Raw genomic sequence first — 18550 nt, 5'->3', positions numbered from 1 at the left:
CGCCGCGGACGGCGTCGGCTCGGCATCCTCATGGCCCTTGCGCTGCTCGCCGGAGGCGGGTACGGCGCCCACAGTCTCTGGGGCAGCACCGCGCAGGAGGACGACGATCCTCAGGTCGCGGCCGCCCACAGACCCTTGGCCGCCTTCCTCGCGGCATGGGAGAGGCAGGACGCGGAGGGGGCCGCGGGCCACACCGACACCCCCGACAACGCCGCGTCGCTCCTCACCTCGGTACTGACCAACCTCAAGCCCTCCCGAACCACCATCGTCGACGAAAGCGGCCGGAAGCAGGAGGACGGCAAGGTCCGTTTCCCGTTCTCCGTGGCCATGGAAGTACCCGGCGCGGGAAAGGTCACCTGGCGCTCCCGGGCGGAGGTGAACCGGATCTCCGGGACATGGAAGGTCGTCTTCACCTCGCCGATGATCCACCCGGAGCTGAAGCCGGGGCAGACACTCGCTCTCAAGGCGGACGACACCCGGGCGAAGGTGCTCGACAACCGGGGCCGGCCGCTGCGGGCCACATCGCTCGTGGGAACCGTCGACCCGGTCAGCGGCAAGGGCGCCTCAGGACTTGAGGCCCGGTACGACAAGGTGCTCTCGGGAGGCAGGAAGGCGGGCAAGTCCCTTGTGGTGGCGGACCGGCAGAGCGGACTCGCTCTCAAGGACCTCGGCGCAGCCGCGTCCGCCCAGGGCCGTCCGGTACGGACCACCATCGACTCTCGGATCCAGACCGCGGCAGCCGACGCCGTGGCCGAGACGGAACACCACGCTGCCGTCGTGGCCATCGATCCGCGCAACGGCCATATTCTGGCCGCTGTCAACCGGCCCGGCGGCCTCAACCGTGCGCTCGAAGGGCGCTACCCGCCCGGCTCCACGTTCAAGGTGGTCACCGCGGCGGCCCTGCTCAAGCGCGGCACCGGGCCCGCAGACGGCGCGGCCTGCCCGAAGTTCGCGCACGTCAACGGCCAGCGCTTCGAGAACCAGGGGCAGTTCTCGCTCCCGGCCGGCTCGACGTTCACCGATGTGTTCGCGCAGTCCTGCAACACGTACTTCGTCAACGCCCGCAGCCGGCTCTCCGACACCGATCTGCGGGATGCGGCCCAGGCGTTCGGGATCGGGGGCAGCTGGGACGTCGGAACGACCACGTACGACGGAAGTGTGCCGGTCACGACGAGTGACAACGACAAGGCCGCGGCCACCATCGGCCAAGCACGGGTGCAGACATCGCCGCTGGTCATGGCCTCCATCGCGGCCACCGTCAAGAGCGGCGCGTTCAGCCAGCCGGTTCTGGTGCCGGATGCGGTGAAGAAGAGGTTCACGGCTCCGGCGGCGCTCGATGCCGAGGTCGCCGGTCAGCTCCGCGAGCTGATGCGTGCCACGGTGACATCGGGATCCGCCCAAGTGCTGCGAGAACTGCCCGGCCGCCCGCACGCGAAGACCGGAACGGCCGAGTTCGGAACCGGGAAGCCGCCCCGCACCCACGCCTGGATGATCGGCTACCAGGGCGACTCCGACCTCGCGTGGGCGGTCCTCCTGGAGGACGGCGGGTCCGGCGGCACCGACGCGGGACCGGTCGCCGCGCGGTTCCTTCGCAACCTGGCCCGCTGAGCGGGTCACGTGCCCGCGTGCAGGCCCGGCCGCGCCCTCGGCCAAGGCCGTCGTGGGGTCATGGGGCCGTCGGAACGGCGGAGGCTGACATACCGTGCTCCGTGCCAACCGGCGCCTCGGCCCGCCACGGCACGGCCGGCCGGCCGGCTGCGTCCCGAACGGTTCGATGCTGCTGCCGGTTGGCTGCGAGCCGTGCCGTTCGGAGCCGTCGCCGGTTGGCTGCGGCCCGTACCGTTCACAGCCGCGCGAGCACGGGATAGTCGTTGTACCCCTCCTCCTCGTGGACGTGCATCAGGAACTCCGGTCGGATCTCGTTGAGCGGCTCGCCCCTGCGCAGTCGCTCCACGAGGTCGGGGTTGGCGAGGAATCCGCGGCCCAGTGCGATGAGTTCGGCGCCTTCGGCCAGGAGCCGTTCCCCTCGCGCCATCCCGCCGTCAGCCGCCGTCTCCTCGCGCGACAGCACCGGGTTGGCGATCAGTGTGCCCGGCCAGGCGTTGCGGATCCGGGAGAAGAGCGGCTGGTCCGGGTCGGCGTGGACCAGGTGCAGATAGACCGGGGCGATGCGCGCGAGTGCGGGCAGGAGCGCGGCGTAGATGTCCTCGGTGTCGCCTTCCTCGATGCTGTTGACGCCTTCTCCGGGTGAGATGCGCACGCCGACCCGCTCCGGACCGATGGCCTCCGCGACGGCCCGCGTCACCTCGACGGTGAAGCGGACGCGGTTCGCCGCCGGGCCACCCCACGCGTCGGTGCGGCGGTTGGTGTTCCCGGCCAGGAACTGGTGCAGCAGATGGCCGTTGGCCGAGTGCACCTCCACGCCGGCGAATCCTGCTTCGACGGCGTTGCGGGCCGCGGTGGCGAAATCGGCGATGGTGGATCCGATGTCCCGCGCCGACATCTCGCGGGGCGCGACGGCGTTTCGGAGCCCGCCCGGTGTCTGCAGTGTCTCCGGGAAGCGCACGGCGGACGGTGCGAGCGGGATGTGACCGCTCGTGTCGGGGTGACCGACCCTGCCGCCGTGCTGTAGTTGGAGGAACATCGGGCTCCCGCCTTCAGCCGCACGCACCGCGTCGGTGACGCGGCGCCATCCGGCGATCTGTGCGGGACTGTGGATTCCTGGGATGTGTGGGTAGGTCTGCCCGACGGCGTTCGGGGTCGTGCCTTCGGCGATGATGAGACCGGCCGAGGCGCGTTGCGCGTAGTGGGTGGTCATCAGCTCACCGGGGACGCCGTCGGAGCCGGCGCGATTGCGTGTCAGCGGAGCCATGACCAGGCGGTTCGCCAGTCCGATGCCACCGAGCCGGGCGGGTTCGAAGAGCCGGGATGCCAAGGAGTCCTGCCGTGTGTGCGTCATGCCGGTAACGTAGAACCTGACACTGATGTGAGATTCAAGTCCTGGGGTGCGTATGCGTATCGGGGAACTGGCGGCTCGTACCGGTGTCGGGGAGCGTTCGCTGCGCTACTACGAGGAACAGCGGCTGCTGGCAGCCGACCGGACGCCCGGCGGTCACCGCGACTACCCCGAGAGGGCCGTCGACCGGGTCATCCGCATCCAGGAACTCTACGCAGCCGGCCTGCACAGTTCGAAGATCGCGCGGATCCTGCCCTGCATGCGCGACGAGGACGGCGGCCCCTCCCTGCGGGCCACCCCCGCCCTGGTCGACGAGCTCACCACCGAGCGGAACCGGATCGACCGCATGATCGACGACCTCCTCCGTTCCCGCGAGGTCCTGGACGACGTCATCGAGACGGCGGCAGGCGATGCTCTCGCGGAGCCGGACAGGAATCGGTACGAACCCGAAGGAGTTCCCCGTGCCTCTGACCCGTGAAGAGCGTGAGCAGTTCCTGGCCGAGCCGCATGTGGCGGCACTGGCCGTGGCCTCGGCCGAGGAGGGCCGGGCGCCTCTGCTCGTACCGATCTGGTACGCGTACGAACCCGGTGGCGACCTGTGGATCATGACCGGGCGCGACTCCCGGAAGGGGCTGGCGATCGCCGCGGCCGGCCGGTTCTCCCTGCTGGTCGAACGGGTCACGCCGACCGTTCGATACGTCTCCGTCGAAGGCGGCGTCCTCACGACCCGCGACGCCACCCGCGAGCAGCTGGTGGAGATGTCGTCCCGCTATCTGCCTCCGGAGAAGGTCGACGGCTACGTCGACTTCGCGTGGCGGGCCCACGGTGAGCAGGTGGTCATCCACATGCGGCCCGAGCACTGGCTCAGCGCCGATCTGGGCGCGGCCTGAGACGCCGGCGCTCATGCCCCCGCACGCCGCACGTGCGGCGCCGCGCGTCCGCGCGCGGGCTCAGTGGCCCAGGAGAGGGAACAGCCGGGTGATCGCGGCGACGGGCACCGTGCCTGCGGGCCGGGCCGACGGGTCCTCGTCCCGGTCGCGGTAGCCGGCCAGCAGGCGGCGGATCGAGGCCGCGAGTTCGGCCGTCTCCGCCGGGGTGAGGTGGACCACGGCGCTGAAGGCGTCGTCCTGCCGCCACTCGCCCGGTGCCTCGTCCCGGTGAGCCAGCCAGTGCTCGTCACTCTCGTCCTCCAGTCCGCGTGCCGTCACGGCGAACTCCTCGGGCCCCTCCTCGGCGGGTGCCCAGCGAAGCCGCCACGGCCGCACGCGGCCACCGCTGTGCGGCGCCTCCTCGATGAGGCCGTGCCGGGCCAGCTGCCGCAGGTGGAAGGAGCACAGCCCGGAGCTGTGGCCGAGCCGGGCGGCCGCCTGGGTTGACGTGACCGTGCCGACCTCCGCGAGCAGGTCCAGGAGAGCCACGCGCACCGGATGGTCGGGCAGCCGCGGGCGGGCGCGGTGCAGCAGGGGATCCACACAGGGGACTTGGCGGTTCTCTTCGCTCATTTTGCAAAGGGTGCTACTTTGCAAAGCATTCGGTCAAGTGGCGCCACGGACCGGGCCGGGCCCGGGCTCCGGCCGTCCGAGGCATGCACGGAAGGTGTCGATGCTCCATGACGGCTCGGTTCGACCACACTGCGCAGGACCGCCGGGTACGTCTGCTGGGAGAGCCGGTGGACGCGTATCCGAGGGTCGTCCCGGAGGCCGTGCGGGGTTCGGTACGCCGTATCACCGTCGTCGGTGAGGAGATCCTGCGGCGGCCCTGCCAGGAGGTCACCCGGTTCGGCACGCCGGAGCTGTCGCGCCTGATCGACGACATGTTCGCCACGAATCAGGTGGCGGAGGGCGCGGGCCTCGCCGCCAACCAGGTCGATGTGGACCTGCAGTTGTTCGTGTGGGACATCACGGACGAGTGGGGGGTGCGGCACGTCGGGCACATCGCCAACCCGGTCCTGGCGGAGGTTCCGGCCGGGCAGCGCCGCCTGGTCGAGGAGTCGGAAGGGTGCCTGTCCGTTCCGGGGCCCTACCGGATGGTGCCCCGCCTCGACCGTGCCGTCGTACACGGCCGGGACAGGAACGGTGAGCCGCTGGTGATCGAGGGCCGGGGTTACTTCGCGCGGTGCCTTCAGCACGAGACCGATCACCTTCGCGGCCGGCTGTATCTGGACCGGCTCGCCCAGCGGGATCGGAAGGCGGCCCTCCGCGAGATGGCCGCGTCCAAGGACGAGTTGTTCGCCCGGCGAGCGGCACGGGCCGAAGAGCTCGGCAAGTAGCGCGGAACCGGCCCGCCACCCCACCCGCGTCCTGGATGGCTTGTTCCGGGAGTCCCCCGTCCTGGGACTTGTTCCGAAGGTCCCGCCTGCCCGGCGACATCCGGCACGCACGCCCTGCCCACGCAGGGGGCAGCCGTGCCGTCACGCGGAACCGGAGGGCTGCGGCGCTTCCGTCGTCCCGGTGTCCAGGGGGCGCAGGAACCGGCGTTCGTACCGTCGGATGCATCCGGTGCGGCGCGCCAGCTCGAACGCGGCCTGGCATTCGGCATCGGTGGCACTGTCCGTTCGGTACCGCTCGTACGCGGCGAAGCCGGGGAACGAGAAGAGCGCGTACGCGATGTCGCTGTCACCCTCGCTGGGCAGGAAGTAGCCGTGGTGGGTGCCGCCGAACCGGTTCACGAGAGCGACCCATCTCCGGCCGTACTCCTCGAAGTCCTCGATGCGGTCGGGGTCGATCTCGTACTTCAGATGAATGGTGATCACTGACCCCATGATGCCCCAGGGCCGGCGGAATCAGGACCCCGTCCGTGCCGTGGCCACCGGTGCCGGGCTACCCGAACTGGCCCGGCCGGTAGTCGCCTCCGGGCTGCTGGACGATCACGTTGACACGGTTGTAGGCGTTGATGAGGGCGATGAGCATCGCCAGGGCTGCGAGCTGGTCCTCGTCGTAGTGCGCGGCGGCGTTCGCCCAGGCCTCGTCCGTGACACCTCCCGCCGCGTCCGCGATGCGGGTGCCCTGCTCCGCCAGCTCCAGCGCGGCGCGCTCGGCGTCGGTGAACACCGTCGCCTCCCGCCAGGCGGCGACCATGTGCAGACGGATCGCGGTCTCCCCGGCGTGCGCGGCGTCCTTGGTGTGCATGTCGGTACAGAAGCCGCAGCCGTTGATCTGACTCGCGCGGAGTTTCACCAGCTCCTGCGTGGCCGCGGGCAGCGTCGAGCCCACGATCACCTTGTCCGCCGAGTTGATGTACTTGAAGAACTTGGCCCCGGCCGCGTTGGCGAACAGGTTCAAGCGAGCGTTCATGGTGCCACTCCCGTGCCGTCGTCGATGGACACCACTGTCCGGCAGAGCGGGCCGCATCGCATTCCGTAGCGACGCGTGACCGTTCGAGATGCAGGTATGGGGGCGCGCTGATTCGCTGGTGGGGTCGGCTCTCCCCCGAGACCCAGGAGTGATCATGAGTGTTGCGGATGAAACCGGCGGCCGCGCGGAACGCATTCGCGCCAAGGCACAGGAGATGAAGGAGGAGGCCGAGCGCGTCTCCGATCCGCAGGAGCGCCGGCGCCTGGAGGACAAGGCGCGCCGGCTCCAGGAACGGAGCGATCAGGTGTCCACCAAGGGTGAAGGCGGCATGAACCCGCTCTGACCGGACGACGGCCGCTCGTGAGCGCAGCGGACGGACCGGGCGCCTCGCCGTGCCGGGAGAGCCGGACGGCCTCCCGGCACGGCCCGTCTACTGCGTGAACCGGGGCAGCCACTTGACCTGGTAGCCGGGGTGCCCGGCGTGTTCCGCGGCCATCTGCCGGACCGCGAACCCCAGGCCGAAGGCCCGGCCCGAGGCGAAGTCCCGCTGCGGGCGGTCGACGTCCAGGGCGGCGACCTCCGCGTACTCGTCCAGGAGCACCCTGTCGGTCTCGATGCGCTGGAGGGTGCGCGCGGGGTCCTGCAGAGCGATGTGGCGGTCGTAGCCGTGCGTCCTCAGGGTGAACGCGATGGCACCGGTCCGGTCGTGGATCTCGCCCGGCACCTCGGCCGGGCAGCGCCAGCCCTGGCCGCCGGCCGCACGTGCGGCCTCTTCTTCCTCGTCGAGGCGCGCCCGGACGAACGCGACCAGCTCGGAGTTGTCTGTCATCTGATGGTGCATCCTCTCGCTCGGCCCCACGCCTGAGGAGCCGTGCCGGAGCGTATCCCGTCGCCCTCGCGCTCATGCGTGGCCCGTCCGCCCGGGGCGGGACCGCACCGTACGACCAGGCGGATGTCCGGGGCCGGCCGCACGCTTGTCATGTGGCGCGCCCGGCCGCCTCGCACGTGTTCTCGGTGTTTCAGTGGCCGGCGTCCACGGGTTCCAGTACGAGGACGGGGATCTGCCGGCCGGTCTTCTCCTGGTAGTCGGCGTAGTCGGGGTACGCCTCGACGGCGCGCTCCCACCAGAGTGCCTTCTCGTCGCCGGTCACCTCACGGGCGGTCATGTCCTGGCGCACCGGGCCGTCCTGCAGTTCGGCACGCGGGTCGGCGGTGAGGTTGTGGTACCAGACCGGGTGGCGCGGGGCACCGCCCAGTGAGGCGACCACGGCGTACGTGCCGTTGTGCTCGACGCGCATCAGGGGGGTCTTGCGGATCTTTCCGCTCCTCGCGCCGAGCGTCGTCAGGACGATGACCGGCATTCCCCGCATGGTCGTCCCCTTCGTCCCGCCCGAACTCTCGTACTGCTCGACCTGGTCACGGACGTGGGGGGTGGGGCTCGGTTCGTACTCGCCCTGGAGCGGCATGGCAGTTGTCCCGTCGTCGGCGTGCGGTCGCGGCGCCCATCGGCCGCGTCCCCTCATCATCGCTTCCACACCTCCGGCCGCCGGAGAATCCCGCTCCCCCGACGTGTCGGTCCGCGCGAGCGGTCCGGCCCGGCTCCTTGCGTGCAGGTGCGGCCCGTGGACGGTTCGTTCCGTCGGCGCCGGCGTCCTGGCCGGCCTCAGTCCCCGGTCACTCCGTCCAGGCGCTCGCGCACGAGATCGGCGTGGCCGATGTGGCGTGCGTACTCGCCGATCATGTGGACGTGCACCAGGCGCAGCGAGAAAACCTCGCCGTTGTGGACGAACGTGTCGTCGAACGACGCACCGGCGACGATCTCGTCCGCCAGGCGGCACTCCTCGACCAGCCGGGCGTGGTCCTCGGCGGCCCTGGCCGGATCGAGGTCCTCGAAGTCCGCGTCCTTGCCCTTCTCCGGGTCGTACATCGGGTCGAGGTCCTGGCCGGCGAACCGCTGCCGGAACCACGTGCGTTCGACCTTCGCCATGTGGCGCAGCAGTCCGAGCAGGGAGAGGTTCGACGGCGGAGTGGTCCGCCGGGCGAGCTGTTCGCCGGTCAGGCCGGCGCATTTCTGGAGAAGGGTGGCGCGGAACCATCCCAGGTACCCGGTGAGCATCTCCCGCTCGGCGGCGACGAGCGAACCATCGGTACGGGTGGCTTCAGGTGCTGTCCATGTCATCCGACGATCATGCCGGTCGACCTGTGGTTCGCACGAGTGCTTTACGCCCGCATCCCGTAGTCCGTGTCGTCCGACGACGAGCCGGTCACCGAGGTCGTGATGCTGCCGGCGAGCCCGAGGACCAGGAAGAGGACCAGCAGCGCCTTTCCCGCGGTGCTCATGACCAGGGGCCTGGTCGCGGAACGTCCCTGCTGTTCCGGGACGGAGAGCGCGTCCTCGCCGAAGAAGCCCTTGGGGTAGGCGGGGCTGAGCATCGTCACGTAGGCGGACACGCGCATCTCGTAGCGGAGGGTGGCCGCCGTGGCTTCGAAGAGCGGGCGGGGCATGCGTCCGAGGACCAGGGTGATGACCCACCACACGACCCCCAGCGCCCACCACCCGTACGTGGCGAGGCTCTGCACGATGGCGGCGGGAATCACCAGGATCAGCCGGAAGAAGACGGCCAGCCGGTTGAGCCGGGTCGGGCGTACCTCGATCCGGACCGGATGGTCCGACGGCTGGGTCAGCGTGAAAGGCGGGTAGCTGTCGACGAGGAGCATGCTGCTCGCGGCGACCCGGGTCCGGTAGGCGAGGGTCGCCGCGAGGAAACGGAAGGCCGGTTCGGGCAGCCGTCCCAGGACGAGGGCGGCGAACCAGCCGAACACGACGGTGAAGAACGCCGCGATCTCCAGGAAGAACAGCACGATGAAGTGCGGGATCAGCAGCAGCAGACGGACCAGCACGGTGAGGCGGCGCTGGCGGGCCGGTTCGATGATGTCCAGGACCGGCAGGAACTCGTCGACGTCTCCTGCCCTGCGCCCCGGACTCCACTGCGCGTCGGCCATGTCGCTCCCCTTCGGCGGGTGATCCGTACGCCTGCGGGACGATGCGGCGTCATCTCACGCTGGGACCAGCCGGGGCGGCCTGCAATCGGCGGCGGGCCGATCGAGTGCCGACCGGCCCGCCGCCGCTGCCGGGTCAGCTTTTACTGGCGCGCCCGCGGGTGAGACGCGCGCGGGCTCCCCGTCGCATCCTCGTCCAGGACGTGGCCGCCCGTCCGGTCCGCCGGCCGGCCGGCTTCCCGGTGCTCGGGCGGGCGGGCTTGTTCCGCCGGGCCGGGACCGGGACTGCCTCGCGCCACGGTTCGGCCGCCAGCACGTGATAGCGGTGGCTCAGACGCCGCCCCAGCACCAGATACCCGAGCAGAGCGCCCGCCGTGTTCAGAATGACGTCGTCGATGTCGAAGGCCCGCCCCGCGACCAGCGCTCCCTGCACCAGTTCGACGACGACGATGACCATGACGGTCAGCAGGACCATGCGGATCATGCGCAGCCGTCGCGGCACGAGCACCGGCAGCAGCACACCGAACGGCATGCCCAGCACGAGGTTTCCGCCTGCCTGCTTGCACGCGGCGAGGAAGGTGTAGTCCTCGGCGTACTGCCGCAGCGAGCGCCCCGGGCGGAGGTTCGACGTAACGAGATCCTCTGAGGCGGGTGACGGTGTGAGTGTCACCTTCGCCAGCACGACGGAGAACCCGACCAGGGCCAGGAGGGCGGCCGCCAGAATGGCGGCCTGAAGCAGCACATGACTCCATGCCCTGTGCCGTGTGTCGTTGCGCGCGTCTCTTCCCGCCTCTGCGTCCATGGGCGACAGATGCCCCCGACCGGCGGCACCACACCTGGCAGCCGCGCACCGGCCGCCCGAACCGGCGTGGTGCGGCGCGGGCGGGCACGGGCCAGACTGGTCGGAGCGTGTGGGTACGCGAACGGCCCGGCGGACACGGCGGGACGAACCGATCCGGAGATCTCATGACGAGCGACAGCGGGAATCAGCCTCTGCACTGTCTGGTCACCGGCGCCACCGGTTACATCGGTGGGCGGCTGGTCCCGGAACTGCTCGCGGCGGGGTACCGGGTGCGCTGCCTGGCACGCAGCCCGGAGAAGCTGCGGGACTACCCGTGGGCGGGTGAGGTGGAGATCGTCCGCGGCGACGTCACCGACGCGGGCTCGCTCGCCCCCGCCATGCGGGACATCGACGTGGCCTATTACCTGGTGCACGCTCTGACGTCCGGCGGTGGTTTCGAGGAGACGGACCGCAGGGCAGCCACGGTCTTCGGCGAACAGGCGCGGGACGCGCGGGTCGGCCGCATCGTCTACCTCGGCGGTCTCACTCCGTCCGGCGTACCCGAACAGGAACTGTCACCCCATCTGCGGTCGCGGGCCGAGGTGGGCAGGATCCTGCTGGCATCCGGCGTCCCGACCACCGCGCTGCGGGCCGCCGTCATCATCGGATCCGGCTCGGCCTCCTTCGAGATGCTGCGCTATCTGACGGAGCGGCTGCCCGTCATGGTGACGCCGAGCTGGGTGTCCACACGGATCCAGCCGGTCGCGGTCCGCGACGTGCTGCGGGTTCTGGTGGGCAGTGCCCGGATGCCGCGTGAGGTGAACCGCACCTTCGACATCGGCGGGCCCGACATCGTCACGTACCGCGAGATGATGCAGCGGTACGCCGAGGTCGCCGACCTTCCGCACCGGCTGATCCTGCCCGTGCCGATGCTGACGCCCCGGCTGTCCAGTCACTGGATCGGACTGGTCACACCCGTGCCGCGGGCGATCGCACGCCCGCTCGCCGAGTCGTTGCGGTACGAGGTCGTGTGCCGCGAGCACGACATCGCCACGTACGTTCCCGACGGCCCCGGGCAGCCGTTCGACCTCGACAAGGCGCTGCGGCTGGCGCTGCAACGGGTCAGGGAGGCCCGGGTCACCACCAGGTGGTCGTCCGCGTCGGTTCCCGGGGTGCCGAGCGACCCGCTGCCCACCGACCCGGACTGGTCCGGCGGCAGCCTGTACACGGATGTCCGCCGGTGCGACGTCGACGCGTCCCCGGAGGCACTGTGGCGGGTCGTCGAGGGGATCGGCGGCGAGCACGGCTGGTATTCGTTCCCGCTCGCCTGGGCGGTACGCGGGTGGCTGGACCGGCTGGTGGGAGGGGTGGGGCTGCGACGCGGACGACGGGACACCGACCGGCTGCGGGTGGGTGACTCACTGGACTTCTGGCGGGTCGAGGAGATCCAGCCGGGCCGCCTGCTGAGGCTGCGGGCGGAGATGCGACTGCCGGGCCTGGCGTGGCTGGAGATGTCCGTGGAACCCGACGGCCGGGACGGGGCGCGGTACCGTCAGCGGGCCCTGTTCCATCCGCGCGGGCTGCTCGGTCACGCGTACTGGTGGAGTGTGTGGCCCTTCCACTCCCTCGTCTTCGGCGGAATGGCCCGCAACATAGCCCGCACGGCAGCGGGCACCGTGTCACCCGAACCGGCGAGTGCGGCGGTGTCGCCCTGACGGGTGTACCCGGGGAAGGCAGCATGGCAGGTCCCCGGCCTCCCCAGGAGTTGCGCCATGACCGTAGCGGTCGTCCTGTTCACTGCCGACCTCCGGCTGCACGACCACCCACCCCTACGGGCTGCCCTTGCCTCCTCGGACGAGGTCGTGCCGCTGTTCGTCCGCGACAGCGGGATCGGGAAAGCCGGATTCGCCGCTCCGAACCGTCTGGCCTTCCTTGCCGACTGTCTCCGGGATCTGGACGCCGGGCTGCGTGAGCGGGGCGGCAGGCTGGTGATCCGCTCGGGCGACGTCGTCGAGGAAGTGGGCCGGATCGTCTCGGAGACCGGTGCGGCGGACGTGCATCTCGCGGCCGGTGTCAGCGCCTACGCCCGCCGTCGTGAGGAACGGCTGCGCAAGGCCCTGGAGTCCGACGGCCGGCGGCTCCACGTCCACGACGGCGTGGTGACCGCCGTCGCGCCAGGTGCCGTGACGCCTGCGGCCTCCGACCACTTCGCCGTGTTCACTCCGTACTTCAGGCACTGGTCGGCGCAGCGGGTACGGGATGCCTTCGCCGCGCCGCGCACCGTGCGGGTCCCGGACGGTCCGGCGTCCGAGAAGGTTCCGGCCCGCAGCGCGGTGTCCGGGGTGTCGAAGGGCCTGGCCGAGGGCGGTGAGCGGCAGGCCCGCAAGCAGCTGACCGCATGGCGGCGCCACGGGCTCGACGGGTACGAGGAGGGTCACGACGACCTGTCCGGTGACGCGACGTCCCGGCTCTCGCCGCATCTCCACTTCGGCACCCTGTCCCCCGTCGAGCTCATTCACCGGGCCCGCTCCGCCGGGGGTGCGGGGGCGGAGGCCTTCGTCCGGCAGCTGTGCTGGCGCGAGTTCCATCACCAGGTCCTCGCGGCCCGGCCCGCCGCATCCCGCCAGGACTACCGCACCCGGCACGATCACTGGCGCTCCGAGGCGGACGCGGCGAAGGACATCGAGGCCTGGCGGCAGGGGCGCACCGGCTATCCCGTGGTCGACGCCGCGATGCGCCAGCTGCGCCACGAGGGCTGGATGCACAACCGCGGGCGGCTGCTCACCGCGGGTTTCCTGACCAAGACCCTGTACGTGGACTGGCGCGTCGGCGCACAGCACTTCCTGGAGCTGCTGGTCGACGGCGATGTCGCCAACAACCAGCTGAACTGGCAGTGGATGGCCGGGACCGGGACCGACAGCCGGCCCAACCGGGTGCTCAACCCCGTCACCCAGGGCAAGCGGTACGACCCGGACGGCGGCTACGTCCGCCGCTGGGTGCCGGAGCTGGCCGCGGTGTCCGGGGCCGCCGTGCACGAACCGTGGAAGCTACGGGGGCCGGCGCACGACCTGTCCGGCTACCCGGCGCCGATGGTGGAGCTTGCGGACGGGCTGGCCCGCTTCAGGCGGGCGCGGGGGCTGGACTGAGCGCCGTGGCCGGTGCCGTATCCGCCGCGCCGCGCCGGAGGCAACGCCGGCCGGCCGGACGGACGGCGGCGAGGATGCTCTCGTGCCGACTCCCCCAGCGTCCACCGAACCGGCCGCCCGCGACACCGCGGACGGTCCCCGCGCCCACGCGGCGCTGTTGCTGCTGTCGGCGGCCTCCGGGGCGGCGGACGCCTTCGTCTTCATCTGTGTCGGCCAGGTCTTCGCCGGTGTGATGACGGGCAACCTGGTCCTGCTGGGCGCCTCGGCCGCGGGGGCCGGCGAGGAGGGTGTCGCGCTGCGTGTGGTCACCGCGCTGGTCTCGTACGGATGCGGGGTGGCCTGGGGCGCGGTGGCGGGTGAGCGGATGTGGTGGCGGCTGCCCGTCATGCTGCTGGCCGAGGTGGTGCTGCTCACGGCCGGCGCCGTGCTGTGGGCGTGCGGCCTGATCACGTCGGACGCGGACCGGCTGGGCCTCCTGGTCGTCATGGGGCTCGCGATGGGTATCCAGGGCCGCGTCCGGGCGACGCCCACGAACTACTTCACCGGAACGCTGACGTCCCTGGTCGGACGAGTGGCCCGGAGGGCATGGCGTCCGGGTGACAGCTGGGTGGCCGGACGGCTGCTCGCCGTCGTGGCGGGCGCGGCGCTGGCCGCGCTGATGGTGCGGCTGTGGCCGGCGTCCGGTGCCGTGGCTCCGGCGGGTCTGGCGGGCGCGGCGCTCCTCGTCGAAGCCGCCGGGCGGCGGGCCTTGCGGGCATCCGCCCGGACGTAGGGCGCCCGGACAAGGGGAAGCCCCGGCCGGATCGGGGGATTCCAGCCGGGGCGGTCTCGGTGTGGGCGCTCAGCGCGTCATCCACGTATAGGTGAACGATAAATCATCTGGCCGTGTTCCCGGGAATCCGCGGCCCGGACTGTGATCCAGGGCACGGGCTCCCGGTCACGAGGCCGCGGCTTGACTCACGGCCACGCGGACCACGGCATCACTCACCGGCAGCGGGCACTCCATTGCCGTAACGGCGGTTGAACTGCTCGATCCGGCCGGCCGTGTCCAGTACCTGCCGGGTCCCCGTGTAGAACGGGTGGCTCGCCGACGAGGTCTCCACGTCGATGACGGGATAGCTCCGGCCGTCCTCCCACGTCACCCGCTGATCGGAGTCCGCGGTGGAACGGGTGAGGAAGGCCGCTCCCGCGGCGCGGTCGCGGAAGACCACCGGACGGGAGACGGGGTGGATTCGGGACTTCATGGGCATTCCCTCCCTGGTACGGGATCGGACGGACGGCGGGGGCCGTACGGCGGCGGTCAGCGGGGATCTGGTCAGCGTTCCTCGCGGAACTGAACGTGCCGGCCGGCCGCGGGGTCGTATTTGCGCAGCACCAGACGGTCGGGGTTGTTGCGGCGGTTCTTGCGCGTCACATAGCTCTGACCTGTTCCGGCGGTCGAGCGGAGGGTGACGACGGGACGGGTCTCACTGCGGGCCATGGGCACCTCCGGGCTCCTGTACCGATCCCGCGCCTTGTTGGTAACGGGATTCGTTTTCGTTCCGCTCGTGCAACGCAGGCGCACCCCGGCGCATTCCCGGACCGCCCATCACCTTCCACCGGGCGGCCGAGCGCCCCTTCACGGCCGTCACGCGGGGCCTCGGCGCTCGTTGACCGCTGTGCCCGGCACTTCAGCCGACCTCCCGAGGAACGTGAGCCATGCGCCTGAAGAACACCCTGACCACCCTCGCGGCCACCGCGATGATCACAGCCTCCTGCCTGACCGCCGCAGGCCCGGCGGCCGCCGCCGGCGACACCGCGCCCGCCTGTGTGGCGCGCGACGTCATCAAGCAGAACAAGACGGCCTGGACGACCAACAACTGCGGCCGGAACATGCACATCCAGTTGGTGATCAACAATGGCCCCGACAGGAGCTGCTGGACCACCTCGCCCGGCGAGACCCTCGAGTGGAAGTGGAAGATGGGCTCCTACGGCCGCATCGCCCTCTGCTGACACCACGGAGCCGCTCATCGCTTCCGGAGCCCCCGCCCGGGCGGGGGCTCCGGCCCGCATATGCCCGTACGCGCGCCGTGCGCACCGCGCGAGCACGGCGCGCACGGGCGCACCCCAGCCGTCGAGCGCCGGGTGACTTGCATCAACACCCGCGAACAGCAAGGGTGTTCGATGGAATCGGGTTCCGATCAGCCGCTGACATATGCCGGATGCAAGAACGCGCCGAGTGTTGCCAAAGCACTTACGGGCTCGTGTCGGCTGTGCCACAGTCGTATCCGGTCCATCCTCAGACCTGGTTGTACCGCGCCTGTATCGGAGTACGACATGCCACCCCACCCGCCCGCGGAGCGCTCCGCCTCCCAGCCGTCCGAACGTGATGCCGTCGACGCGTTGATCAACCGGACGCACCGGCTGCGCGGAGACGTGGACGCGGTGCGGCGTGACACCGTCCTCATCGACGAGGACGACCCGCAGCTGCGCTGGCAGCGTGCACTGTGCGATCTGGCGGTCCATCAGCTCGACGATCTCGGCGCACATCTGGGTCAGCTCAGACTGGGACTGCCCTCCGGGGCTGCGAAGCAGGTCGCGGCCGGGGCGGCGCAGTCCGCCGGCCAGGCGCCCGCCCCCGGCGAGCAGCCGGGTTCGCTGATCGGCCGGGTGGGCAGCGCCGAATGGAATCTGCTGACCGACGAGGTCAGCTGGTCGGACGAACTGCTCCAGATCTTCGGCCGCACGCCCGAGGCGGGGCCTCTCTCCCTGGACGACCTGCCCGCGGTGCTCCTGCCCGAGGACCAGCCCCTGCTCACGGCCCTGGTGACCGACTGCCTGGTCGACGGCAAGCCGATAGACGGCGAGTTCCGCATCCTGCGCAAGGACGGGCAGATGCGGACCCTGCACATGATGGGCGAGCCCGTCCTGGACACGGACGGCTGCACGGCATCCATGTGGGCGGTGCTGCGCGATGTCAGCGCGCTGCGGCGCAGCCAGCAGGTGGTCCACCGCACCCAGGACTCGCTCCAGCGCCAGCAGCACATCGCCAGGACCGAGCGCCGGATGGCCGTGGAACTGCAGGAGGCCGTGCTTCCCCCGTGGCGGGGTTCACTGACCCTTCCCGGCCAGGGGCAGGGTTCGCTGGACATCGCCGCCCACTACCTGCCGTCGGACTCCAGCGCCCTGATCGGCGGCGGCTGGTACGACGCGATGCAGCTGCCGGACGGTCGTACGCTGCTCACGGTCGGCGATCTGACCGGTCACGGCATCCAGGCGACCTCCACCATGGCGATGATCCTGGGAGCGCTGCGCGGCATGGCGGTGGCCGGGATCGAGCCCGGAGCCCTGATGGGGCACCTCAACCAGTTACTGGAGACATCGATCCAGCCCGCGCTGGGGAGCGCGGTGTGCTGCCGGTTCGACCCCGCCACCCGCAGGCTGGACTGGGCGCAGGCCGGACACCCGGCGCCCCTGCTCTTCCGGAACGGCGTCGGGCGCCCGGTTCCCCCGCCGGACGGGGTGCTCCTCGGAGCGGCGTCCGGGGTCGCGTACGAGCAGGACGAAGTACACCTGCTGCCCGGTGATGTGCTGCTGCTCCACACCGATGGGCTGGCCCGGGGCACCGGCAGCACGCACAACGGTCTCCGTCCGGGCACCGAAACACTGCTCGGACTCGCGCCGCGCTTCACCGGAGCCCGTACGGCGCAGGAATGCGTACGTACCGTCGCCGAGGAGTTCGGTGGCACCGAGCGACTGGACGACGCGTGCGTGCTGATCGCCCGGATCGGCGCGTAACCGCACCCGCGGGGAAGCACGCGCGCTGAAGGGGACGACGGCATTCCCACGGAGCGCCTCTTCTCGACAGCGCCTCGTCCTTCTGGCATCGGCAGATCAGATCTCAGTGCTCCTGCGCCTCTTGATGATGGAGCTCTGCGGCAACGAGAGCTGGATCTCCTCACGCAGGTCCTCGATCTTCGCGTAGCCCGCGAACTGGCCCGTCAGCCGGTACATTTCGCGCAGCCGGTCCCAGGTGCGGTGCGAGGAGGTCTCCCCCATCGTCACCAGGGCCAGTCGCGCGTAGCGGTCGGCCTGCTCGGGGTCGTCGGCGATGAAGCAGGCCGAGGCGAGCGAGATGTAGTCGAAGATCTTCGACCGCTGGCGTCCGTTGACCCGCAGTTCCAGCGCCTGCTTCGCGTGGCGCTGAGCCGGAACGGCGGCCGAGGGGTCGTGCTCGGCCAGCGTGCGGAACGCCAGGGCCTGCATGCCGTGCAGATCGGCCTCGTCGAACATCTGCATCCAACTGGGCGGTGGTACATCGCCCTTGTCGGAGATGAAGAGCTCCTCCGCCCTGCCCAGGGTGCGCCGCATGGCCTGTCCCCGGCCCATCGACGCCTGCGCCCAGGCCTCGATGGTGTGCAGCATCGCCTGGGTGCGCGGCAGGACCATGTCGCCCGAGCCCGACTTGGCGAGTTTCATGAGGTCGAGTGCGTCGTCGGGGCGGCCCAGGTGGAGCATCTGCCGGGCTGCCCGGGAGAGCGCCTCGCCCGCCCGTGGGCGGTCCCCGCCCTCACGCGCGGCGTGTGCGGCGATGACGAAGTACTTCTGGGCGGTGGGTTCGAGGCCGATGTCGTGGGACATCCAGCCCGCGAGCACCGCGAGGTTGGCGGCGACACCCCAGAGGCGCCGCTGCAGGTGGTCGGGGTGGCGGTAGGCGAGCATGCCGCCCACCTCGTTCAGCTGGCCCACCACTGCCTTGCGCTGGAGACCTCCGCCGCGGGAGGCGTCCCAGGCGCGGAACACCTCCACGGAGCGTTCCAGCGCCTCGATCTCCTCCGAGCCGATGGGCGCGGCCTCGTACCGGTCGAAGCCGGCCGGGTCCGCGTGCACGGGGTCGTCGATGCGTGGGGCGTCGGCCGCCAGTACGGGGTCGGTGTGCAGCCAGTCGTGCATGGGGCCGGCGATCGTGGAGCCGGCGGCAAGCGCGGCGCCCGCGCTCACCAAGCCGCGTCGGTTGAGCATGAGGTCCATTCCCGTGAATTCGGTGAGGACCGCTGCCGTCCGCTCGGGCGCCCACGGGAGCTGGTCGGGATTGTCTGCCGTCCCGGCCTCTCGCCGTTTCCCCACACGCCCGCGCCGGCCGAACCCGAGGTCCTCGATGGTCACGACACGACCGAGCCGCTCGGTGAACAGGGCTGCCAGCACTTTGGGCACCGGATCGCGCGGGGACTCCCCCATGTCGATCCATCGCCTCACGCGCGAGGTGTCGGTGGCCAGTTGGGGGTGGCCCATGGCCGCCGCCTGCCTGTTCACCATTCTCGCGAGTTCGCCCTTGGACCAGCCGGCAAGGCCGAACAGGTCGGAAAGGCGGGTGTTGGGTTCTCCGGTCACGTCA

The 18550-nt window shown here is 71.0% G+C and carries 22 protein-coding genes; 10 read left to right on the top strand and 12 right to left on the bottom strand.

The features are described 5' to 3' along the window. Nucleotides 1-30 precede the first annotated feature (30 nt). A complete protein-coding gene (locus ACIQMX_RS12590; RefSeq protein ID WP_402477151.1) occupies nt 31-1608 on the top strand; it encodes a penicillin-binding transpeptidase domain-containing protein in 1578 nt (525 codons plus the stop codon). A gap of 235 nt (nt 1609-1843) precedes the next feature. Here the strand turns inward: ACIQMX_RS12590 and ACIQMX_RS12585 are convergent, their stop codons facing one another. Beyond that, nucleotides 1844-2959 carry an alkene reductase gene (locus ACIQMX_RS12585; protein WP_402477149.1) on the bottom strand — a complete coding sequence of 372 codons (1116 nt, stop codon included), beginning with the start codon at nt 2957-2959 and terminating at the stop codon, nt 1844-1846. A gap of 52 nt (nt 2960-3011) precedes the next feature. On the opposite strand from ACIQMX_RS12585, the gene ACIQMX_RS12580 reads away from it, so the two are divergent. Together ACIQMX_RS12580 and ACIQMX_RS12575 are read left to right on the top strand one after the other, a co-directional pair. After that, nucleotides 3012-3434, top strand: coding sequence for a MerR family transcriptional regulator (locus ACIQMX_RS12580; RefSeq protein ID WP_402477146.1), 423 nt, complete (start codon nt 3012-3014; stop codon nt 3432-3434). Then, nucleotides 3418-3846, top strand: a complete 429-nt coding sequence (locus ACIQMX_RS12575; protein WP_402477143.1) for a pyridoxamine 5'-phosphate oxidase family protein — start codon at nt 3418-3420, stop codon at nt 3844-3846. The genes ACIQMX_RS12580 and ACIQMX_RS12575 overlap by 17 nt, the downstream gene beginning before the upstream one ends. A gap of 60 nt (nt 3847-3906) precedes the next feature. On the opposite strand, the gene ACIQMX_RS12570 is transcribed toward ACIQMX_RS12575, so the two are convergent. Next, nucleotides 3907-4458 carry an ArsR/SmtB family transcription factor gene (locus ACIQMX_RS12570; RefSeq protein ID WP_402477140.1) on the bottom strand — a complete coding sequence of 184 codons (552 nt, stop codon included), beginning with the start codon at nt 4456-4458 and terminating at the stop codon, nt 3907-3909. A gap of 107 nt (nt 4459-4565) precedes the next feature. Here ACIQMX_RS12570 and def point away from each other — a divergent pair, with 107 nt between their 5' ends. Next, the gene (gene def / locus ACIQMX_RS12565; protein WP_363069364.1) at nt 4566-5225 is read left to right on the top strand and encodes a peptide deformylase; all 660 of its coding nucleotides are present in this window, start codon (nt 4566-4568) and stop codon (nt 5223-5225) included. Nucleotides 5226-5366: 141 nt separating this feature from the next. On the opposite strand, the gene ACIQMX_RS12560 is transcribed toward def, so the two are convergent. Together ACIQMX_RS12560 and ACIQMX_RS12555 are read right to left on the bottom strand one after the other, a co-directional pair. After that, nucleotides 5367-5708 (bottom strand): NIPSNAP family protein, encoded by a 342-nt coding sequence (locus ACIQMX_RS12560; protein WP_363069362.1) that lies wholly within the window; start codon nt 5706-5708, stop codon nt 5367-5369. A 67-nt stretch (nt 5709-5775) separates the two neighbouring features. Beyond that, nucleotides 5776-6249 (bottom strand): carboxymuconolactone decarboxylase family protein, encoded by a 474-nt coding sequence (locus tag ACIQMX_RS12555; RefSeq protein ID WP_402477137.1) that lies wholly within the window; start codon nt 6247-6249, stop codon nt 5776-5778. A gap of 154 nt (nt 6250-6403) precedes the next feature. On the opposite strand from ACIQMX_RS12555, the gene ACIQMX_RS12550 reads away from it, so the two are divergent. Continuing rightward, the gene (locus ACIQMX_RS12550; protein ID WP_363069358.1) at nt 6404-6592 is read left to right on the top strand and encodes a DUF6381 family protein; all 189 of its coding nucleotides are present in this window, start codon (nt 6404-6406) and stop codon (nt 6590-6592) included. 87 nt (nt 6593-6679) lie between these two features. Here ACIQMX_RS12550 and ACIQMX_RS12545 read toward each other — a convergent pair whose 3' ends face one another. From ACIQMX_RS12545 to ACIQMX_RS12525, 5 genes are all read right to left on the bottom strand, one after another. Beyond that, on the bottom strand, nt 6680-7078 hold the full coding sequence (locus ACIQMX_RS12545) for a DUF6221 family protein (protein ID WP_363069356.1): 399 nt from the start codon (nt 7076-7078) through the stop codon (nt 6680-6682). A gap of 190 nt (nt 7079-7268) precedes the next feature. Next, nucleotides 7269-7715 (bottom strand): nitroreductase family deazaflavin-dependent oxidoreductase, encoded by a 447-nt coding sequence (locus ACIQMX_RS12540; protein ID WP_402477500.1) that lies wholly within the window; start codon nt 7713-7715, stop codon nt 7269-7271. A 197-nt stretch (nt 7716-7912) separates the two neighbouring features. Continuing rightward, nucleotides 7913-8428 carry a DinB family protein gene (locus ACIQMX_RS12535; RefSeq protein WP_363069352.1) on the bottom strand — a complete coding sequence of 172 codons (516 nt, stop codon included), beginning with the start codon at nt 8426-8428 and terminating at the stop codon, nt 7913-7915. 41 nt (nt 8429-8469) lie between these two features. Continuing rightward, a complete protein-coding gene (locus ACIQMX_RS12530; protein WP_402477133.1) occupies nt 8470-9252 on the bottom strand; it encodes a DUF4389 domain-containing protein in 783 nt (260 codons plus the stop codon). Between the two features lie 133 nt (nt 9253-9385). After that, on the bottom strand, nt 9386-9991 hold the full coding sequence (locus tag ACIQMX_RS12525) for a VanZ family protein (protein WP_402477130.1): 606 nt from the start codon (nt 9989-9991) through the stop codon (nt 9386-9388). A gap of 224 nt (nt 9992-10215) precedes the next feature. Between ACIQMX_RS12525 and ACIQMX_RS12520 the strand changes: the two genes are divergently transcribed. The 3 genes from ACIQMX_RS12520 to ACIQMX_RS12510 all read left to right on the top strand — a co-directional run bounded on the left by ACIQMX_RS12520 (nt 10216) and on the right by ACIQMX_RS12510 (nt 13948). Continuing rightward, nucleotides 10216-11745, top strand: coding sequence for an SDR family oxidoreductase (locus tag ACIQMX_RS12520; RefSeq protein WP_363069346.1), 1530 nt, complete (start codon nt 10216-10218; stop codon nt 11743-11745). Nucleotides 11746-11802: 57 nt separating this feature from the next. Beyond that, a complete protein-coding gene (locus tag ACIQMX_RS12515) occupies nt 11803-13176 on the top strand; it encodes a cryptochrome/photolyase family protein (protein ID WP_402477127.1) in 1374 nt (457 codons plus the stop codon). Nucleotides 13177-13258: 82 nt separating this feature from the next. Beyond that, complete coding sequence (locus ACIQMX_RS12510; protein ID WP_402477125.1) at nt 13259-13948, top strand: YoaK family protein; 690 nt, start codon at nt 13259-13261, stop codon at nt 13946-13948. A gap of 208 nt (nt 13949-14156) precedes the next feature. Here the strand turns inward: ACIQMX_RS12510 and ACIQMX_RS12505 are convergent, their stop codons facing one another. Beyond that, nucleotides 14157-14420, bottom strand: a complete 264-nt coding sequence (locus ACIQMX_RS12505; RefSeq protein WP_363069342.1) for a type B 50S ribosomal protein L31 — start codon at nt 14418-14420, stop codon at nt 14157-14159. 71 nt (nt 14421-14491) lie between these two features. Further along, nucleotides 14492-14656: a 50S ribosomal protein L33 gene (gene rpmG, locus ACIQMX_RS12500; RefSeq protein ID WP_363069340.1), complete on the bottom strand. Its 165-nt coding sequence runs from the start codon at nt 14654-14656 to the stop codon at nt 14492-14494. Nucleotides 14657-14874: 218 nt separating this feature from the next. Between rpmG and ACIQMX_RS12495 the strand changes: the two genes are divergently transcribed. Together ACIQMX_RS12495 and ACIQMX_RS12490 are read left to right on the top strand one after the other, a co-directional pair. Continuing rightward, a complete protein-coding gene (locus ACIQMX_RS12495; protein ID WP_363069338.1) occupies nt 14875-15168 on the top strand; it encodes a hypothetical protein in 294 nt (97 codons plus the stop codon). A 324-nt stretch (nt 15169-15492) separates the two neighbouring features. Next, nucleotides 15493-16953 carry a PP2C family protein-serine/threonine phosphatase gene (locus ACIQMX_RS12490; protein WP_402477121.1) on the top strand — a complete coding sequence of 487 codons (1461 nt, stop codon included), beginning with the start codon at nt 15493-15495 and terminating at the stop codon, nt 16951-16953. A 96-nt stretch (nt 16954-17049) separates the two neighbouring features. On the opposite strand, the gene ACIQMX_RS12485 is transcribed toward ACIQMX_RS12490, so the two are convergent. After that, nucleotides 17050-18546, bottom strand: coding sequence for a hypothetical protein (locus tag ACIQMX_RS12485; RefSeq protein WP_363069334.1), 1497 nt, complete (start codon nt 18544-18546; stop codon nt 17050-17052). Nucleotides 18547-18550 lie beyond the last annotated feature (4 nt).

This window comes from Streptomyces sp. NPDC091416, from assembly GCF_044756845.1.
Classification (GTDB): Bacteria; Actinomycetota; Actinomycetes; order Streptomycetales; family Streptomycetaceae; genus Streptomyces.
This window is presented reverse-complemented; position numbering and strand designations above follow the sequence as displayed.